This is a genomic window from Pseudomonas sp. ERMR1:02 (assembly GCF_002277815.1).
Lineage (GTDB): Bacteria > Pseudomonadota > Gammaproteobacteria > Pseudomonadales > Pseudomonadaceae > Aquipseudomonas.
This window is the reverse complement of the sequence record NZ_NKJI01000010.1, coordinates 129710-148748: the sequence shown is the minus strand read 5'-3', so window position 1 is coordinate 148748 and position 19039 is coordinate 129710. Positions and strand designations below refer to the sequence as shown.

Below are 19039 nucleotides of genomic sequence, written 5' to 3'. Positions count from 1 at the left end.
TTTCAGTCCCGGTATGCCCGGTAGATTCACAAACCCTGACTGCTTCTGATCAGTTCATAGGCCCGGCGTACCAGCGGGTTCACGGTGTTGGGCCGAATCCACAGGTAATAGGTCACATCCGGCAGTCGTGGCAGGCCGTCGTTTTCGCCGAGTACGCGCATGTCCGGGCCGAGCATTTCCATGCTGCGGGGCGTAACGCCCAGGCCTGCTCGCGTCGCTGCTTTGATGCCGATCAGGTTCGAGGCCAGATACGCCTGGCGCCAGGCAATGTTGGCGCGTTCCAGCGCCTCCAGTGCATAGCGACGATAGATGCTTGGTTCGTCCACCAGAATCAGCGGCAACGGTTCGCCGGGGGTGTGGATGTATTGGGCCGAGCAAATCCACCACACCGGGGAAGTGCGCAAGGCAAAACCTTCAAGGGTCGGGTCGGCCCGAGTGGAAATCACCATGTCGACCTTGCCCCGGTGCAGATCGTCCATCAGGAACGGGCTGCGACCGACATCGATCTCCAGGCGCAAACGAGGGGCCGAGCGGGCGATGTGGCTGAGCATTGGTGGCAGGATGGTGTCGGCGATGTCATGGGGCGAGCCGATGCGTAACACGCCGCTCAAGCTGCTTTCACGCAGGGAGTTGAGGGCGTCATCGTTCAGCGAGAGCATTTGCCGCGCATGACGCAGAAGCTGCAGGCCCGCTTCGGTGAGCTGCTTTTGCCTGCCGCGCTTCTCGAACAGGCTCACACCGACGATTTGCTCAAGGCGCTGCATGTGTTGGGTGACCGACGATTGCGTGCGGTCGAGTTGCGCGCCGGCCTGGGCAAAGCTGTGGTGATCCACCACGGCAATAAAGGTGCGCAGCAATTCAAGGTCGAGGGTTGGTGATGCTGACATGGCCATTTCCGGTAGCTGTTTTTACATCAATACGGCAAACATTAACATTACATTCGTTTATGTATTTCTGTCGAATTTCTGATTTCACAGGGATAAATGCCAGTGATTACTGGGTATCAAGGAGTTAAGTTGGAAGGGAGACACGCGAAGTTATAACGATATTAGATATTTGAATTTCCGTTACTCCAGCACACTACCTAGGATGCCCACACAGAAGGTCGGGGTTACGCCGATCATCCATTTGGGGAAATCCATGTTGATTCAACGCTCACCTGTTAAACGATTATTGCCTGCGATGTTGGGCGCCTTGATCTCCCTGGCGGCGAGTACAGCGGCTCACGCTGATGCGACCCTGGACAAGATCGAGCAACGCCATGCGCTGGTGGTCGGTGTTCTGCTGTCCGGCGGTCCCTTTGGCGGGATTGATCCCACCACACAAAAACCTCGCGGCTTGAACGTCGACCTCGCTCAGGAGCTGGGCCGGCAATTGGGCGCCGAGGTTCAGCTGGTGCCGGTATTGCCTGCCAACCGTGTGCAGTTCTTGCAGCAGGGCAAAGTCGATTTGCTAATCGCCAACATGGAATGGACTGCCGAACGCGGGGAGATCCTCGGGTTTGTGCCGACACCCTTCTACCGTGTGGGCGGAACTGCAGCGGTGTTGAAGGACAGCAAGATCACCCGTTGGGAAGACTTGAAAAACCAGCCTGTCTGCACCTCCCAGGGCAGCAGCTACATCAAACCGCTCACCGAATTGGGCGTTGAGATCAAGGCCTTCAAGAGCTCGTCCGAATCCTTGCTCGCGCTGCGTGGCAACAACTGCGTAGCGGCGGTGCACGACGCCACGCTGATCAACCCGCTGATTGCCGAGAACGCCGAATGGCAGGGCTATCGTGCGCTCAGCCCGGAACTCAACCCGGCCCCTTCGGTGATCTGGACCCGACCTGGCGAACGCGATACCCAGGCCCGGCTTGACCCCATCGTCAAGGAACTGCACCGCAGCGGCTGGCTGATCGAAGCCCAGACCCGCAACCACATCACCCCCGCGTCACCGGCCTTGGTGGAATTGCAGAAACGGTTCCAGGCCAACGGCGCCTGATCAGTTCATCTCGTCGTTTTCAACCGACCGTCGACGAGTTCGGCGGTCGTACAAGGTAGTCGTGCATGAACCGATATTTGCGGGGTGAAGCATGAGCCAGTGGCTGGAGATGTTCGTTCACCGGACCGCTGGTTTCGGTCTGAATTACAACTTTCTGCTGGACGCTTATCAACGTGGAACCCTGGAGCAGGGCGCGTTGACCACGGTGCTGTTGTGCCTGTTCACCATCGTCGGCAGTTTGCTGGCGGGTGTGGGTTTGGCGGCGATGCTGACCTCAGGTAAACCCTGGTTGGCGAAGCCTGCGCGGGTGTTTGTGGAAGTCACCCGCAATACGCCGACGCTGGTGCAGCTGTATTGCGCGTTCCTGGTGCTGAACATGCTGTTGACCCAGGCCGTCGGCGCGGCAAATCCGCTGACACCGTTTGCGTGGGTGGTGATCGTGATATCGCTGCACAAGGGCGCCTTTCATGCCGAGGCCTTGCGCGCCGGCATCGAGGCCGTGCCGGCGGTGACGATGGAGGCGGCCAGTTCCCTGGCGTTCAACAGCCGTCAGTTGTTGTGGAACGTGCAACTGCCGTTGGCCATGCGCTTTGCCTTGCCGTCATTGATCAACAACCTGATCGATCTGGTGAAGATGACTGCCGTGGCCTCGGCCATTGCGGTTGGCGACATCACCTATGCGGCAATCATGATCTGGACCCAGAGCGACAACGTGCTGGAACTGATGATCCTGATCCTGAGCTTTTTCGGTCTGCTGAGTTTCATCGTCAATTGTGTGGGGCGCTACCTTGAAGCGCGCCTGAGGATGCCCGGTTATGGCCATTGAATCGTCCGTTGTTGCGCCGGTGGCCTGGCCGCGTCGGCATGTCGGCAAGCTTTTGTTGTTGCTCTGCGCCGTGCTGTGGCTGGTGTGGTTCACCCCGCACAGTTCGGTGCTCAAGGCGCTGCTGCAATGGTCACCGGCCCTGGCCGCAGGCTTTGGCCAGAACATTCTGATCAGTCTGGTCGCTATCGCACTGGGTTCGCTGCTGGGGTTGCTGGTGGGGGCAATGGGGTTGTCGCCGGTGCGAGTGCTGCGCCTGCCGGCAAAGATCTGGGTGCAGATCTTCCGCAATGCGCCGTGGCTGGTGCTGATCTATTTCACCACCTACGTGTTCCCGTTCGAGATCCGCATCGGCAGCACTTATGTTTCGTTCCCGGACTGGGTCAAGGTGACGATCGGCCTGGCCCTGCCGGCGAGTGCCAACGTCGCGGAAATCTTTCGTGGCGCCATTGCTTCGATCCCGAGCACCCAATGGGAAGCAGCACGTTCGCTGGCCTTCACCCGCGGGCAGATTTTCCGCTCGATCATCCTGCCGCAGTGCTTCAAGCGCATGTTGCCGCCGTGGATGAACCTGTATGCGGTGATCACCATGGGCACAGCGCTGGCCTCTTTGGTGGGCGTACACGATGTGATCGACACCGCACAGATCGCCAGCAACACCGTCAACATGACTGGCTTCACCGTGGTGATTTACCTGAGCCTGCTGGTGCTGTTCTTCGCTTATTGCTACCCGATTTCCCGACTCACCCAACGCCTGGAGCGACGTTATGCCTTCTACTGAAACCGTCGCCGAGCCTCTGGTCAGCCTGCGCGACCTGCATCTTTCGTTTGGCAGCAATGCGGTGCTCAAGGGCATCGACCTTGACGTGCACCGCGGCCAGGCTGTTTCGATCATCGGCCCGTCCGGCTCCGGTAAATCGACCATCCTGCGCTGCATCACCGGGCTGTTGCAGCCGCAGCGCGGCACCATCCGCGTCGGCGCCACCGAGGTGCACACCCTGGCCCAGGAAGCCCAGCGCATCGAGTTGCGCAAGCGCGTGGGGTTTGTCTTCCAGCAGTACAACCTGTTCCCGCATTTGTCGGTGCTGGAAAACCTGGTGATTGCGCCGCGCAAGGTGTTGGGGCAAAGCCGTATCGAGGCCGAAAAACAGGCCCGCGCGTTATTGGCCAAAGTGCGGATGGAGCACAAGGCCAACGCCTTTCCGGGGCAATTGTCCGGCGGCCAGCAACAGCGGGTAGCGATTGCCCGGGCGCTAGCGATGCGCCCGGAACTGATTCTGTTCGATGAGGTGACCTCGGCCCTTGACCCGGAAACCGTCGGCGAGGTGCTGACGGTGATTCGCGAGTTGACCGAAGAAGGCATGACCTGCGTGTTGGTCACTCACGAAATGCGTTTCGCCGAAGAAATCAGCGACATCGTCTACTTCACCGAAAACGGCGTGATCGTCGAGCACGGCAGCGCCGCTCAGATTTTTCAGCACCCGACCAGTGAACGCACCCAAGCGTTTCTGCGCCACGCAGTGGGTGATCCGGGACGCCGTCTCGCCATATCCAACGATCCGTATTTGCTGAGCAATCTGGGTCGCTACAGCCTGTCCGTCTAATACCGAGGAGCCTGTTCATGAGTACCGTTAACCGTGAAGTCGTCATCGAGGATTTCCTGAAGAAAATCCGCACCATCAACCAACGTGGCGTCGACCGCGCCGCGCTGACGGAAATCGTTGCCTTGCTCGAAGCCCTGGCAGAGCGCCGTGATCTGTTCAATTTCGACGAGTTCCCGGCACCGGTGCCGGGGCAGGGCAGCACGGCGTTCCGCTACCGTCTCAATGACGACGGCGACACGCCGACGCTGTACCTGAACTCGTTGTTGCCCGGCAAAAGCACCATCCCCCACAACCACGAAACCTGGGCGATCATCAGTGCCGTCGAAGGCCAGGAGATCAACTACGTTTACCGCCGTGATGACGAAGGTCGCGAGCCTGGTTTCACCACGCTGCATCTGGAACGGGAAGTGATCGTGCAACCCGGCACGTCGATCTCCTTTCTGGGTGAGGACCTGCACGGCATTCGCGTCGAAGGCAAGCAGGCGACCCTGCATTTTCATCTCTACGGCCTGCCGCTGGAATCGCTCAATGGCCGCTACGGTGTCGAGGCAGACGGGTGCATTCTCAATTACAACGCCTCGCAAATGGAGCCGTCGATCAAGGCCTACGCATGATCGATCTGGGTGACTGGCCCACCGGCAATGAAGTCGCGGCCAATGAGCGCTCTCTGGCGCTTCAATAAATTTTTTTAGCGGGACTCCCATGAGCCAGACCGTAACCCCAGGGCAATTGCAGCAGTGGCTGTTCGACGGGCAGGAAATTGCCCTGTTTGACGTACGCGAACACGGCCAGTATGGCGAAGCCCATCTGTTTTTCGGGGTAAACCTGCCCTACAGCCGACTGGAGCTGGAGGTTCGGCGCCTGGCGCCAAACCCTCAGGTGCGGCTGGTGATCTATGACCAGAATGGCGGGGATGTCGCGGCACGCTGCGCCGAGCGTCTTCAAGCCTTGGGGTACAGCCGCGTGCAGGTGCTCGAGGGCGGTGCCGATGGCTGGCAGGCCGCCGGTTATCAGCTGTTTTCCGGCGTGCATGTGCCGTCCAAGGCCTTTGGTGAGTTGGTGGAAGAGGCCAGTCACACGCCGCATGTCACTGCGCAACAGCTCGCGCAATGGCAGCACGAGGGCGAGCCTCTGGTGGTGCTGGACGGTCGGCCGTTCGATGAGTATCGCAAGATGACCATTCCCGGTTCTGTCTGTTGCCCGAATGGCGAACTGGGCTATCGCGTACAAGACCTGGTGCCGGACGACAGCACGCCGATCGTGGTCAATTGTGCCGGTCGAACCCGCAGCATTATCGGTGCCCAGACGCTGATCAATCTGGGTGTGAAAAACCCGGTCTACGCCCTGGAGAACGGTACGCAGGGCTGGTACCTGGAAGACTTCCAGCTGGAACATGGCAGCACCCGTCGCTATGCCGATGAAGTGTCATCGAAGAACTTGCCGCAACAACGCCTCGCGGCGGAGCAACTGGCCGAACAGACCGGGGTAAAAACCGTTGTGGCCGCGCAGGTAGAGCGCTGGGCCGGGGAGGACGCACGCAGCCTGTTTCTATGCGATGTGCGCACCGCCGAGGAGTTTGCCGCCGGCAGTCTGCCGGGTGCGCAACACACACCGGGTGGGCAGTTGATTCAATCCACCGATCTGTACATCGGCGTGCGTCAGGCACGGCTGGTGTTGATCGACAGCGACGGCGTGCGCGCGCCGATCGTTGCCAGTTGGCTTCGGCAGCTGGGGCATGAGGCTTATGTGCTGGCGGGAGGAGTGAGCAGTGGTCTGGCGTTACCCGCGCGGGAGACGACAGTGCACGAGACGTTGCCTTTGATCACCGCACAAGCCTTGACCGATGCGCTGAAGGATAACGCGGTGGCACTGGTTGATCTGCGCCCGAGCATGAGCTACCGCAAAGCGCATATCGCCGACTCGCGCTGGTCGATCCGTTCGTTGCTGGTCAATGAGCTTCACGGTGAGCAGAGACCTCTGGTGCTGCTGGCCGATGACCCGCGGTTGGCGGCTTTCGCCGCGCAGGAATTACCCGACACTCAGCGCGCACAAACCCGCTTGCTGGAAGGCGGTATCGACGCCTGGCGTGCGGCGGGGTTTGCAGTGCAAGAGGGTGCCAACACACCGCCCGATCAACAGTGCATCGACTTTCTGTTCTTTACCCATGATCGTCACTCCGGCAACAAGGACGCGGCGCGTCAGTACCTGGCCTGGGAAATTGGCTTGTTGGCGCAAATGAGCGCAGACGAAATCGCCAGTCTCAAACCACTGCGCGTGCAGCCTCAAGCGGTTCGTGATGCGCGGGTCCGTACCCGTCTGGTGCACGCGGCGCGTGCTGAAAAGGGCAGTGGCAGCCGGGGAGTCAACCTGCCGGTCAGTCGATTGAGCACGGTGCTGTTCGACAACCTGGCGCAGATGCGCGATGCCCGTGCTCGCCGTGATAGCGAGCGCGTTCTGAGCTATGGCGCCCGGGGCAACCCGACGGCGTTCGCCCTGGAAGATCTGGTGACGGAACTGGAGGGCGGTCACCGCACCCGTCTGTTCGGCACCGGGTTGGCAGCGGTGGCGCAGACGTTCCTGGCTTATCTGCGACCCGGCGATCATGTGCTGATCACCGACGCGGTGTACGCGCCCGTGCGGCGTCTGGCCCGGGAGCTGCTTGAGCCGTTCGACATTCAAGTAAGCTACTTCGCGCCTGATGGCAGCGACTTGCAGGCGCAACTGCAAGCCAACACCAAAATGGTCTACACCGAAGTGCCCGGCTCGCTGCTGTATGAGCTCAGCGACTTGCCGGCCATTGCCGCGCTGTGTAAACCACGGGGCATCCTGCTGGCCGTGGACAACACCTGGGGTTCGGGCTACCTGTACCGGCCACTGACCCTGGGCGCGGACATCTCGATCATGGCGTTGACCAAGTACTTGTGCGGTCACAGTGATGTGGTCATGGGCAGCGTCTGTACCCGGCAAAAGGTCTGGCAACCGTTGGCGTCCATGAGCGACACCTTTGGCATCGCCGTCAGTCCCGACGACGCCTGGCTGGTGCTGCGCGGCGCACGAACACTGGCGCCACGCCTGGAGGTGCACGAGCGCCAGGCCCTGGAAATCGCTCACTGGCTACAAGCGCAACCGCAGGTGAAACGCGTGTTCCACCCAGCGCTGCCCGATCACCCCCATCACGCGTTGTGGCGACGGGACTTCACTGGCAGCAACGGTTTGCTTTCCTTCGAACTGCACGATGCCGACGTCACCTGCGTCGAGCGCTTCATCGACGCGCTGCAGGTGTTTGGTCTGGGGGCTTCCTGGGGTGGCTACGAAAGCCTGATTACGCTTGCTGACACGTCGGATCGCAACAGTGCCTCGGATCGCCTGTTGAATCCGGTACTGCGGCTACACATCGGGCTAGAGGATGTCGGGGCATTGATTGAGGATTTACAGCGGGGGTTTGCCGCTCTGGAATAAAGATCGGTGAATGGTGAGCAGGGGGAAAAACCGACAGGGGGCCTAACTGACGTAGCAAAATATTATAAATGTCACGCATTTATAATGAATTAGGTTATGCGTAATCAGTATTTTACGTGACACGGCTACCGTTTTATCTTGATAAAAGAGGCCGTCGTCGAATTCAGTCGCTTGAAAGCTTCGGCCTACGAATGGACCCCCATCGGTCTTGTCCTTTCCCTGAAAACAGCAACGAGACCGCGCGTGCGGATCGACCCAAACTGCCTGAAAAGGCATCTGGAGACGAACGTGCGTTACCTGACGAAATTGGCGGTCGGCATGGCCGCCGCATTGCTGTGCCTCGCTGCAAACGCGCAAACGCTGGTGGTCGGTGACCAAAGTTACAATGCCCAGGCCGTGATGGAAGCGGCCGGTGTGCTTGACGATTTGCCTTATACCCTTGAGTGGAAGCAATTCACTGCAGGCTCGCCAGTCGCCGAGGCACTGAACGTCGGCAGTCTGGATATCGGGCTGCTCGGAGATGCGCCAGCGCTTTTCCTTGGCGCCTTGGGCGCACCTATCAAGATCATTGCCGTGGGTCGACAGAACCTGGGTGGCGTGGCCATTCTGGTCCGCAAGGACTCCGCCATCCACAGTCTTGCGGATCTTCGCGGCAAGCGCGCCGCCCTCTGGAAAGGCTCGTGGAGCCAGCAATTGCTGCTGACCGCGCTGGATAAAGCGGCTGTGCCACGGGATTCGCTGGACTTGCGCTACCTCAGCGCGCTCGATGCCTCCCACGCGCTGGATGGTGGATCAGTGGACGTCATCGCTACCTGGGAACCCTACGTCACCCAGCAGGAACGGCAGGGTGCGCGGGTGTTGGCCACTGCTGAAGGCTTGATTCCAGCACAGAGCTTTGTTGCAGCCAACGCCAAGGCGGTCGACGCCAAGCGCACGCAGATCAATGATTTTCTCCAGCGGTTGAAGAAAGCCCGTGAGTGGACGCTGCAAAGTCCCGCCAATACCCAGGCATATGCAGATGCCTGGGCCAAACGCACACGGGCCGACGGTGACATTGCGCGCTTCTGGTTTGCCCGAGCCCGAACCAGCATTGAGCCATTGAGCCCACAAGCGACTGTCGAGGCGCAAAAGACCGTGGACTTCTTCGCCGGACTAGGCCTCATCAAGTCCTATCCCGCTGCAAGCCTGTTCGACAATTCATTCGCGGCGTCCTTACAGCCGGCCTCTGCCCAGGCGCTGCCGTAAAGGCGTTTGGCTGACAGTCACAGCTTCCCAGATTGACAAGGAGTACTTCGGACATGAGCAAGAGACAGATCAAGCTGGGCGCCCTGACAATGGGCTGCGGCGGGCCCGGCAGGCATAACCTGTGGCTTGACCCTGAGTTACCGGCAGATGCCAGCGTCAACATCGATTGGTACATCGACATCGCGCGCCAGGCGGAGGCGGCATTGTTCGACCTGATGTTCATCGTCGACAGCCAGTTCATCACCCCGGGGTCGCCTTCACATTACCTCAATCGCCTGGAGCCGCTGACGCTGCTCTCGGCGCTTGCGGTCAGCACGCGTCATCTGGGACTCGTCGGCACGCTGACGACTTCCTACAACTCGCCCTATAACGTGGCGCGGCGCCTGGCATCGCTCGACCTGATCAGCAAGGGCCGCGCGGGCTGGAACGTCGTCACCAGTGGAGATGCTGGCACCGCCGGCAATTACAGTCGCGACGAGCACTACGATTACGACACTCGCTACGAGCGGGCGCAGGAACACGTCCAGGTTGTCCAGAGGCTGTGGAATTCCTATGAAGAGGATGCATTCGTGCGCAACAGGGCGACGGGGCAGTTCCTCGACGCCAGCAAGCTGCACACCCTCAATCACAAGGGCGAGCACTTTTCCGTGGTCGGCCCGCTGAACATTCAGCGTTCGCCCCAGGGCCAGCCTGTGATCTTCCAGGCCGGCGATTCCGAGCAGGGGCGCGACCTGGGCGCCGCCACTGCCGATGTGATTTTCACCCATGCGGCCAGCATCGAGCAGGGCCAGGCCTTTTACCGCGATATCAAGGGCAGGGCGGCGCGCCTTGGCCGCGATCCGGAGCAACTGCTGGTGCTGCCGGGTGCCGAGATCTATGTCGGTGACAGCGACGATCATGCCCGTGAGATCGAGCAGCACTACCATCAGGCCGACCACAGCTTTGCGCTGGCGTTGAAGGAGTTCGGTCGCAACTTCGGGTGGCACGATTTCAGTCAGTACGACCTTGATGCTCCATTCCCTCAGGAGAGTCTGGAGTTTGCGCGCAGCAGCTTCTTTACCAACGCCAAGCGTATCGCCGACCAGGCGCGTGAGAAAAGATTCACCCTGCGTAAAGCCGTAGAGTTCGGACGGCAGCTGCGTCCGGGTGCCTTCGTTGGATCAGCGCAGACGGTTGCACAAAAGATGGCTGACTGGTTTGAGGCTCGGGCGCTGGATGGTTTCAACATCTACATCGGCCACCCAGGACAGTTCGGCCGCTTTACCAAAGAGGTCATACCGCTGTTGCAAGAGCGCGGGGTTTATCGCACGGCTTACGAAGGTACGACCTTGCGCGAAAGCCTGGGGCTGGACATTCCTCGATTCCGTCGGGGAGGTTAGCCGCACGACCGAACGGGTTTGTGACATTAGAGCTTTTGTCGTGGCTTGTCGGCAGCGGCCGGCGGCGTGTGCCGGGGTGTTCGTCATAAAAGGCATGCTCCAGGTATAAATACCGATCAGTTAAAGAGATGAGCGGCCCTTCGTAGGAGCTGGCTTGCCAGCGAAGACCGCCAGAGCGACATGGATAACCAATCTATACGCGTAATCGTTAGCGACCATCGCTGGCAAGCCAGCTCCTACAGTGTTTGCTTAACTGACCCGATTAAAGCTAATCCCATAAAAATCCGCTGTGAAATTCTCTTTGGTCATATCTTCCCGGACCTGGGCGATCTGGGCAGCAATGGTTATCGCGGCTATGCCGAACACATCAAGCGCGTCGCTCGTGACCACGGGCTGACGCTACGCCAGACAGCCTTGCGTTTCGCCGCGCCGTTTTCGAATTTTGTCGGCTCGCCGAAAACCGTCGCCGACGAGATCGAACGCTGGTTTGTCGAAGGGGCCGTCGATGGTTTCAACATCCGCGTCGGCGCGCCAGGCGAATTCGCCCGCTTCACCGACGAAGTCCTGCCGCTGCTGCGCGAGCGCGGCTTGTTCCGCAACGAATACAGCCACAGCACCTTGCCCGGTCATCTGGGGCTGCCGGTGCCAGTCAATCGCCACACTGCTGCCCGTGAACTTTTACAGGCAAAGAGCGCGTAAGCCTCGCGTTGCCGTTGCCCCGCCCCTGTAGGAGCGCAGCTTGCTCGCGATGGACGTCAACGATGACGCGTCCTTTCTGAATGATCGCGTTGACGGACGTTTTTCGCGAGCAGGCTCGCTTGTAGGAGCAAAGCTTTGCTCCTACAAGGGAATTGCGTACAGCATTTGAAGTGTCGATTGTTCGCCACAGCAAACAATCAATTCAGGTTTTTGCCGTAGTCAGGGCTATAACCGCTGCTTACTCTGGGGGTGAAGTTCAAATTCATTCACCGCAGCGAGACCTGTCATGACCGATGCTAGCGACAACAAAGAAATTGCCCAGTACATCCACGGCGCCCATGTCGCCGGCAGCGGTGTGCGCACTCAACCCATTTACAACCCGGCCACCGGCGCTGTCAGTCGCCATGTACGACTGGGGAACCAGCAGGACGTAGACGCCGCAGTGGCTTCTGCCGAGGCTGCCTTTCCTGCCTGGTCGAACACGCCACCCATTCGTCGCGCCCGGGTATTGTTCAAGTTTCTGGAGCTGTTGAACCAGAACAAAGACGCGCTGGCGCACCTGATCACTGCCGAACATGGCAAGGTCTTCACCGATGCCCAGGGCGAAGTGGCCCGGGGTATCGACATCGTCGAGTTCTCTTGTGGCATTCCGCAGTTGCTCAAGGGCGACTTCTCCGATCAGGTGTCCACTAACATGGACAACTGGACGCTGCGTCAACCATTGGGTGTCGTCGCAGGCATCACGCCTTTCAACTTTCCGGTGATGGTCCCGATGTGGATGTTCCCGGTCGCAATCGCGGCGGGCAACACCTTCATTCTCAAGCCAAGCCCAACCGACCCTAGCGCCAGCCTGTTCATGGCTGACTTGCTGAAACAGGCCGGTCTGCCTGACGGCGTGTTCAACGTGGTGCAAGGCGACAAAGAGGCTGTTGATGCCTTGCTGGTACACCCTGATGTGAAAGCGGTGTCCTTCGTCGGCTCCACGCCAATCGCCAATTACATCTACGAGACCGGCGCTCGCCACGGCAAGCGCGTGCAGGCCCTGGGCGGCGCGAAGAACCACATGGTGGTCATGCCTGACGCTGACGTCGATCAGGTGGTTGATGCACTGATCGGCGCGGGCTATGGCTCGGCAGGCGAGCGCTGCATGGCGATCTCGGTAGCGGTGCTGGTGGGCGATGTGGCTGACAAAGTCATGCCAAAACTGCTGGAGCGTACCAAAGCGCTGAAGGTCCTCAACGGTAGCAACCTGGCTGCTGAAATGGGCCCGATCGTCACGCCGGCCGCCCATGCCCGTATCACCGGCTATATCGAGCAAGGCATCAACGAAGGCGCGCAATTGCTGGTTGATGGTCGTAACTTCAACAGCGCAGACGCCGGCGAAGGTTGCGAGGAAGGCTTCTGGATGGGCGGCACACTGTTCGACCACGTCACCCCGGACATGCGTATCTACAAAGAAGAAATTTTTGGCCCGGTGCTGGCCTGCATGCGCGTGCCTGATTTCGCCACCGCCGTGCAGTTGGTCAACGACCACGAATTCGGCAACGGCGTGGCCTGCTTCACCCGCGATGGCAACGTGGCGCGCGAATTCAGCCGTCGCATCCAGGTCGGCATGGTAGGCATCAACGTGCCGATCCCGGTACCCATGGCCTGGCAAGGCTTTGGCGGCTGGAAAAAGAGCCTGTTTGGTGACATGCATGCTTACGGAGAGGAAGGCGTACGGTTCTATACCAAGCAAAAATCCATCATGCAGCGCTGGCCGGAAAGCATCGGCAAAGGTGCCGAGTTCGCGATGCCGACTGCGAAATAAAACTGCCGTTTCGATGAGGGGATGCAGGCGTGATAAATCAGTTGATTAATAAAGACGATCAGTCTAATAATCGGCGCATGACGAATATTACTGCTACCCCTCGCAAGCGTGGTCGCCCGGCGAAAGTCGCAGGCGACTTCCGGGAAACACGTGAGACCCTGTGCCGAGCCGGCGTCGCCGCCTTGACGGAGAAGGGGTTTTCAGCCACTGGCATTGACGAAATCCTCAAGTCAGTCGGCGTGCCCAAAGGCTCGTTCTATCATTTCTTCGCGAGCAAGGAAGCTTACGGCAGTGAGTTGATCACGCTTTACGCCCGCTATTTCGTGCGCAAGCTTGATCGGTTCCTGCTCGACGAAAGTCTGACACCGCTCAAACGCATCGAAGCCTTTTGTGAGGAAGCAGAGCGCGGCATGCAGCGGTTCGATTTCCAACGAGGTTGCCTCGTCGGTAATTTGGGACAGGAGATGGGAGCACTGCCGGAATCCTTTCGTGCACAGCTTACCGATGTACTACTGGATTGGCAGGCCCGGTTCGAGCGCTGCCTGGAGGAAGCCAAGGCAACCGGTGAAATTTCCAGCGATGCGGATTGCGCGCGCTGGGCGGCGTTTTTCTGGATTGGCTGGGAAGGTGCTGTTCTGCGCGCCAAGCTTGAACGCAACGGGGAGCCGTTACGGGTATTTGCAGATCTGTTTTTGACGAGCCTTGGGTCTTAGGCTCTTTTTTTTCACCTTTAATATACGATCGGTCTAATTAATATTGCGGCCTGTGCATCGTTCGTAAGAAGTGAGGCGTCCCAATGAGTGAGCCAACTTTCGACTACATCATCATCGGTGCCGGCACGGCCGGTTGCTTGCTGGCCAACCGGCTCAGCGCCGATCCGAACCACCGCGTGTTGCTCCTTGAGGCCGGCGGCCCGGACAACTATCCGTGGATTCACATTCCCGTGGGCTATCTGTATTGCATCGATAACCCCCGTACCGACTGGCGGTTCCGAACCGCGCCATCGGCCGGACTCAACGGCCGTGAATTGCTCTATCCACGGGGCAAGACACTGGGCGGAAGCTCAAGCATCAACGGCATGATCTACATGCGCGGCCAGGCTCAAGACTACGAGCACTGGGCACAAGTCACCGGCGATGAAGAGTGGAATTGGGAAACCTGCCTGAAGGACTTCCGTGCCCACGAGGACCACTATCGCCTCGATGCGGCGATAAGCGAGGGCGAAGACAGCCAGGCCGCACGCTTTCGAACCTTGCACAGCAACGGCGGCGAATGGCGCGTTGAAAAACAACGGCTGCGCTGGGACATCCTTGATGCCTTTGCAGAAGCGGCAAAGCAGGCAGGCATTGCGGCAACCGATGACTTCAACGGCGGTGACAACCGCGGTGTTGGTTACTTTGACGTCAATCAGCGCAGCGGCTGGCGCTGGAACGCATCCAAGGCGTTTCTCAGGCCGATCCTCAAACAACGCCCGAACCTGACTGTCTGGACCGGTGCGCAAGTCTCTCGCCTGCGGTTTGAACAGCGTGAAGACGGGCAGCAAGTGTGTTGCGGCGTCGAACTGATTCACGAAGGCGGGCACCGTAAAGTCCGGGCCAACCGTGAGGTGGTGCTCAGCGCCGGCGCCATCGGCAGTCCGCAGTTGCTGCAGCTTCAGGTATCGGCGATGCCGCCTTGCTGAACGATCACCAGATTGCGGTGGTGCGGCATTTACCCGGCGTGGGTGCAAACCTGCAGGACCATTTGCAGATCCGTTCGGTCTACAAGGTGCACGGTGCGTCGACCCTGAACACCAAGGCGACCACGCTCATGGGCAAGGCCGCTATCGCCCTTGAGTACGCACTCAAACGCAGTGGGCCGATGAGTATGGCGCCTTCGCAGTTGGGTATTTTCACCAGCAGTGATGAATCCTATATCCAGCCCAATCTGCAGTACCACGTACAACCGTTGAGCCTGGAAGCGTTCGGACAACCGCTACACACGTTCCCCGCCATTACCGCCAGCGTCTGCAACATCCACCCGACCAGTCGCGGCACGGTATCGATTCGCAGCGCGGATTTTCGCGACGCTCCAATCATTGCCCCCGACTACCTGAGCACCGACGAAGACCGTCGCGTGGCGGCTGATTCGCTGCGTGTGACACGGCGCATCGCCTCACAGCCGGCGATGGCGCACTTCGTCCCGGAAGAATACAAACCGGGCGTTCAGTACCAGACCGATGAACAACTGGCACGCCTGGCAGGCGACATTGGCTCGACAATTTTTCATCCAGTAGGCACGGCAAAAATGGGCAAGGCGTCCGATCCGATGGCCGTCGTCGACAGTCATCTGCGCGTACACGGCATCCAGGGTCTGCGGGTCGTCGACGCGAGCATCATGCCGACCATCACGGGCGGCAACACCAACAGTCCGACCCTGATGATCGCCGAGAAAGCGGCGCGCTGGATCATCGCTGGCAACTAATCCATCCAAAGAGGAAATAATTACATGGATAACTCGCAAGGTCTGCCTGCCAAGAAGGGGCCGTTGGACGGCATCACTGTCCTGGATTTCTCACGCGTGCTGTCAGGCCCGTATTGCACGATGGTGCTCGCCGACCTCGGCGCCCGCGTGATCAAGGTCGAACGACTCGCCACCGGCGACGACACACGTGCCTTCGGCCCCTTTGTCGAGGATGACTCCGCGTATTTCACCTGTTTCAACCGGGGCAAGGAAAGCATCGCGCTGGACCTGAAAAGTCCACGAGACCGTGAGCTGGTCGAGCGCATGCTTGCCGAGGCCGACGTGCTCGTAGAAAACTTCCGACCCGGCGTGATGGACCGCCTGGGCTACGGTGCTGAACGGCTCGCGCAAACTCATCCGCATCTGGTTTATGCCTCCATTTCGGGCTTCGGCCAGACCGGCCCCATGAGTGACCTGCCGGGCTACGACATGGTGGTCCAGGCCATGGGCGGCATCATGAGCCTGACCGGCTGGCCCGATGCACCGCCAGCCCGCGTCGGCACCAGCTTTGGCGATCTCAGCGCCGGGCTGTTTGCGGTGATCGGCATCGTCTCGTCGCTGTACAAACGCACCCGGGACGCACAGGGCTCTCGCGTGGATATCGCGATGCTGGACTGCCAGGCGGCACTCATGGAAACCGCCTTGGCGACTTACGACGTGGAAGGGAAGGTGCCAACACGTACGGGCGATGCCCATCCCTCGCTCTCGCCGTTTGAAGCGTATGACGCGCAAGACGGCCGCTTCATCATTGCCGCGGGTAACGATCAGCTGTTCATGCTCATGGCCGACGCGCTGGGCAACCCGCAAATGGCGCTGGAGCCGCAGTTCCTCAGTAACGCCCAGCGTTGCCGCAATCGACCGGCGTTGATTCAGGCGATCCAGGCAATCACGCTGACCGCCCCCGCAGCACACTGGATTGACCGCCTCAACGAAGCAGGGGTGCCGTGCTCACCGATCAACACCATCGACAAACTGTTCGAACATCCGCAGTTGCAAGCACGCAACATGATCATCCAGGTGCAGGGCGAGGGCGGGCGCGCGTTCCGTACTGCCGGCAACCCGATCAAGCTCAACGCCTATGCCGACATCGATGTCGCCACGCCGCTGCGCGCACCCGGCCTGGATGAGCATCGTGAACGCATCCTTTCGCAGCTGATGTCGCACACCGGGGACTACGCGCCCGCCACCGGCACCTTCGATGAATCGCTGCTGCAAGAAGTTATCTAGAACATCTTCCAACTTTTCGATCCTGCCCATTTAACCAGGAGAATCCTCCATGACAGCCGCAACTGCTCCGACCACCCAAGACAAAAAATCGGCAATCACCAACGTCAAATCCAGCAACGAGACACAGACGAGTAACGCATCGGCACCTCGCTACGAATCGATTCTGGTCGAACGGCGCGAACGCGTCGGGCTGATCACGTTGCACAGACCCAAGAGCCTCAATGCACTGAGCGTGGCCATGTCCCGCGAAGTCGTCGCAGCGCTGCACGACTTCGATGCCGATGACAACATCGGCGCCATCGTCATCGCCGGCAGCCCACGGGCTTTTGCCGCAGGCGCGGACATCGAGGAAATGGCTGACAAGACCTTGGTAGAACTGCAGCAACACGACGTTTTCGCTGCCTGGTCGCAATTGCTCACCGTGAGCAAACCGATCATCGCGGCCGTCAGCGGCTATGCGCTGGGTGGCGGTTGCGAACTGGCGATGATGTGCGACTTTATTATCGCTTCAGAAGACGCACAGTTCGGCCAGCCGGAAATCAAGCTGGGCATCCTGCCCGGCATCGGCGGCACGCAACGCCTCACCCGATCGGTTGGCAAGGCGCTGGCGATGGACATGATCCTCACCGGTCGCACCATCAACGCCACCGAAGCCAAGGCTGCCGGGCTGGTTTCCCGAGTCGTACCCTCAGCTGACCTGCTGCAAACCGCACTGGAGGCCGCACACACCATCGCCGGCTACAACGCCCCCGCAGTGCGAATGGCCAAGGAAGCGATCAATCGCGCACTGGAAGTGGGCCTGGCCGAAGGCATGCTGCACGAGCGCAGACTGTTCCAGGCAGCATTCGCCACCGATGGCCAGAAGGAAGGCATGCAGGCTTTTCTCGCCAAGCGGGCGCCTGTTTTTCGGCATCGTTGAAGCCGCCTGACAGCCGACCTGGTCGGTAGCTCGTACGCAAATTACCTGTAGGAGCCGGCTTGCTGGCGAAGGCGGTACACAGGCAGTGCACTGTTGACTGGACTGCCGCCTTCGCCAGCAAGCCGGCTCCTACGGGGTCACGTGTTTTCCAATGCCTTGCGCAGGGGTTAACTCGCTTCCGCTCTGCTTTGGCCTGAGCTTTTGCTTTGTTCATGGCGAGGTGAAAAAATAGACTCCATTGTTTCCATGCGAGAACAATCAAATCATGCCTAAAGTGGAAGTCGAACGACTCTGGACCCATGTGCACTGGCTGGCGATCCTTGCGGAGCAGGGCACCTACACCGCGGCAGCGGCCAGACTTGGGGTGAGCAAGTCAGCGGTGAGCCAGCGAATTGTCGAGCTGGAAAAGGCCACGGGACTGAGTCTGGTATTGCGCACCACTCGCAGTGTTCGATTGACTGATGCGGGAAACGCGTTGGTCCGTGACGTGCGCAGTGCGTATGAGCAAATTGCCCACAGTTTTGCCGATGTTCGCGACTCGGCAGGTGTAGCGCGGGGACTTCTACGGTTGACGGCTCCGGTAGCATTTGCCCGCCAGCATTTGGTTCCGGAACTGGCCGGTTTCCTCAACGAATATCCCGAAGTCAGAGTGCAGCTTGACGTTTCCGATCAGATTTCCCCCATCGCTTCGGAAGGTTTTGATCTGGCTATTCGGCACAGTGATCAGATCCCGGATACCCATGTCGCCTGGAAATTATGCGCGACGCATTCGGTGCTTGTTGCGACCCGCAGCTATCTGGATAGATACGGCCAACCTCAACGTCCGGAAGATCTTCTGGAACACAACTGCCTGTACTACCCGCGAGGCAACGACACACCGGCCTGGGCTTTCGAGGCCCTCGATTCCTCGCAAGTGGCGGGGAAACGGCTGACTGTTCCTGTCAAAGGCACATTCGCAACCAACAATAGCGAAGCATTGCGTGATGCGGCTTTGACTGATTTGGGCATCGCGCTGTTGCCCGATTTCAGCGCTCAAGCCGGACTGAAGAGCGGCGCCTTGGTGCAGGTGCTGCCAACGTGGAAATCAGCAGGCGCCTTCCCGGAGAACATTTATCTGGTGCGCCCTTACTCCGCACATGTGCCCAGAGCCGTCAGCGTTTTTGTCGACTACCTGCGAGGGCGATTCGCGGCCGGATTTACCTACAAGAACCAGTAGAAGCTGGCTTGTCAGCGAAAGCGGCGGTTCAGACACCTCACTTATCGACTGGAAGACCGCACACCTCTCCCTTGTTGGAGCGAAGCTTGCTCGCGATGGACGTCAACGATAACGCGCCCTGTCTGAACGATCGCGCTTGTCGCACGTTTTTTAGCGAGCAGGCTCTCCCACAG

Annotated in this window: 15 protein-coding genes and 1 pseudogene; 15 read left to right on the top strand and 1 reads right to left on the bottom strand. The window is 59.7% G+C overall.

Annotated elements, in window-relative coordinates:
• Positions 1–26: 26 nt before the first annotated feature.
• Entirely contained in the window at positions 27–887 is an 861-nt protein-coding gene (locus CES87_RS18930) for a LysR substrate-binding domain-containing protein (RefSeq protein ID WP_128607307.1), read from the bottom strand.
• 253 nt (positions 888–1140) lie between these two features.
• Between CES87_RS18930 and CES87_RS18925 the strand changes: the two genes are divergently transcribed.
• The 15 genes and pseudogenes from CES87_RS18925 to CES87_RS18855 all read left to right on the top strand — a co-directional run bounded on the left by CES87_RS18925 (position 1141) and on the right by CES87_RS18855 (position 18866).
• Complete coding sequence (locus CES87_RS18925) at positions 1141–1983, top strand: transporter substrate-binding domain-containing protein (protein WP_128607306.1); 843 nt, start codon at positions 1141–1143, stop codon at positions 1981–1983.
• A 91-nt stretch (positions 1984–2074) separates the two neighbouring features.
• Positions 2075–2809 (top strand): amino acid ABC transporter permease, encoded by a 735-nt coding sequence (locus CES87_RS18920; protein ID WP_128607305.1) that lies wholly within the window; start codon positions 2075–2077, stop codon positions 2807–2809.
• The gene (locus tag CES87_RS18915) at positions 2799–3587 is read left to right on the top strand and encodes an amino acid ABC transporter permease (RefSeq protein ID WP_128607304.1); all 789 of its coding nucleotides are present in this window, start codon (positions 2799–2801) and stop codon (positions 3585–3587) included. The genes CES87_RS18920 and CES87_RS18915 overlap by 11 nt, the downstream gene beginning before the upstream one ends.
• Positions 3574–4410 (top strand): amino acid ABC transporter ATP-binding protein, encoded by an 837-nt coding sequence (locus CES87_RS18910; RefSeq protein ID WP_128607303.1) that lies wholly within the window; start codon positions 3574–3576, stop codon positions 4408–4410. The genes CES87_RS18915 and CES87_RS18910 overlap by 14 nt, the downstream gene beginning before the upstream one ends.
• 17 nt (positions 4411–4427) lie before the next feature.
• Positions 4428–5024: a cysteine dioxygenase gene (locus CES87_RS18905; protein ID WP_128607302.1), complete on the top strand. Its 597-nt coding sequence runs from the start codon at positions 4428–4430 to the stop codon at positions 5022–5024.
• Positions 5025–5112: 88 nt separating this feature from the next.
• Entirely contained in the window at positions 5113–7869 is a 2757-nt protein-coding gene (gene metC, locus CES87_RS18900; RefSeq protein ID WP_128607301.1) for a cystathionine beta-lyase, read from the top strand.
• 288 nt (positions 7870–8157) lie between these two features.
• A complete protein-coding gene (locus tag CES87_RS18895; protein WP_128607300.1) occupies positions 8158–9114 on the top strand; it encodes an ABC transporter substrate-binding protein in 957 nt (318 codons plus the stop codon).
• A 53-nt stretch (positions 9115–9167) separates the two neighbouring features.
• Positions 9168–10493 (top strand): LLM class flavin-dependent oxidoreductase, encoded by a 1326-nt coding sequence (locus CES87_RS18890; RefSeq protein ID WP_128607299.1) that lies wholly within the window; start codon positions 9168–9170, stop codon positions 10491–10493.
• 180 nt (positions 10494–10673) lie between these two features.
• On the top strand, positions 10674–11192 hold the full coding sequence (locus CES87_RS18885; RefSeq protein ID WP_256590975.1) for a hypothetical protein: 519 nt from the start codon (positions 10674–10676) through the stop codon (positions 11190–11192).
• A gap of 286 nt (positions 11193–11478) precedes the next feature.
• Entirely contained in the window at positions 11479–13002 is a 1524-nt protein-coding gene (locus CES87_RS18880; protein ID WP_128607298.1) for a CoA-acylating methylmalonate-semialdehyde dehydrogenase, read from the top strand.
• 77 nt (positions 13003–13079) lie between these two features.
• The gene (locus CES87_RS18875; RefSeq protein ID WP_128607356.1) at positions 13080–13715 is read left to right on the top strand and encodes a TetR/AcrR family transcriptional regulator; all 636 of its coding nucleotides are present in this window, start codon (positions 13080–13082) and stop codon (positions 13713–13715) included.
• A gap of 83 nt (positions 13716–13798) precedes the next feature.
• Positions 13799–15465, top strand: a pseudogene (locus CES87_RS18870) (GMC family oxidoreductase).
• 24 nt (positions 15466–15489) lie between these two features.
• On the top strand, positions 15490–16731 hold the full coding sequence (locus CES87_RS18865) for a CaiB/BaiF CoA-transferase family protein (protein ID WP_128607297.1): 1242 nt from the start codon (positions 15490–15492) through the stop codon (positions 16729–16731).
• 49 nt (positions 16732–16780) lie between these two features.
• A complete protein-coding gene (locus tag CES87_RS18860; RefSeq protein WP_128607296.1) occupies positions 16781–17650 on the top strand; it encodes an enoyl-CoA hydratase in 870 nt (289 codons plus the stop codon).
• Between the two features lie 265 nt (positions 17651–17915).
• Positions 17916–18866, top strand: coding sequence for a LysR family transcriptional regulator (locus tag CES87_RS18855; RefSeq protein WP_128607295.1), 951 nt, complete (start codon positions 17916–17918; stop codon positions 18864–18866).
• Positions 18867–19039 lie beyond the last annotated feature (173 nt).

Excerpts from the sequence above, each read along its gene's own strand:
- CES87_RS18930 (WP_128607307.1), bottom strand. The coding sequence starts at position 887 with ATGTCAGCATCACCAACCCTCGACCTTGAATTGCTGCGCACCTTTATT.
- CES87_RS18925 (WP_128607306.1), top strand. The coding sequence starts at position 1,141 with ATGTTGATTCAACGCTCACCTGTTAAACGATTATTGCCTGCGATGTTG.
- CES87_RS18920 (WP_128607305.1), top strand. The coding sequence starts at position 2,075 with ATGAGCCAGTGGCTGGAGATGTTCGTTCACCGGACCGCTGGTTTCGGT.
- CES87_RS18915 (WP_128607304.1), top strand. The coding sequence starts at position 2,799 with ATGGCCATTGAATCGTCCGTTGTTGCGCCGGTGGCCTGGCCGCGTCGG.
- CES87_RS18910 (WP_128607303.1), top strand. The coding sequence starts at position 3,574 with ATGCCTTCTACTGAAACCGTCGCCGAGCCTCTGGTCAGCCTGCGCGAC.
- CES87_RS18905 (WP_128607302.1), top strand. The coding sequence starts at position 4,428 with ATGAGTACCGTTAACCGTGAAGTCGTCATCGAGGATTTCCTGAAGAAA.
- metC (WP_128607301.1), top strand. The coding sequence starts at position 5,113 with ATGAGCCAGACCGTAACCCCAGGGCAATTGCAGCAGTGGCTGTTCGAC.
- CES87_RS18890 (WP_128607299.1), top strand. The coding sequence starts at position 9,168 with ATGAGCAAGAGACAGATCAAGCTGGGCGCCCTGACAATGGGCTGCGGC.
- CES87_RS18885 (WP_256590975.1), top strand. The coding sequence starts at position 10,674 with ATGGATAACCAATCTATACGCGTAATCGTTAGCGACCATCGCTGGCAA.
- CES87_RS18880 (WP_128607298.1), top strand. The coding sequence starts at position 11,479 with ATGACCGATGCTAGCGACAACAAAGAAATTGCCCAGTACATCCACGGC.
- CES87_RS18875 (WP_128607356.1), top strand. The coding sequence starts at position 13,080 with ATGACGAATATTACTGCTACCCCTCGCAAGCGTGGTCGCCCGGCGAAA.
- CES87_RS18865 (WP_128607297.1), top strand. The coding sequence starts at position 15,490 with ATGGATAACTCGCAAGGTCTGCCTGCCAAGAAGGGGCCGTTGGACGGC.
- CES87_RS18860 (WP_128607296.1), top strand. The coding sequence starts at position 16,781 with ATGACAGCCGCAACTGCTCCGACCACCCAAGACAAAAAATCGGCAATC.
- CES87_RS18855 (WP_128607295.1), top strand. The coding sequence starts at position 17,916 with ATGCCTAAAGTGGAAGTCGAACGACTCTGGACCCATGTGCACTGGCTG.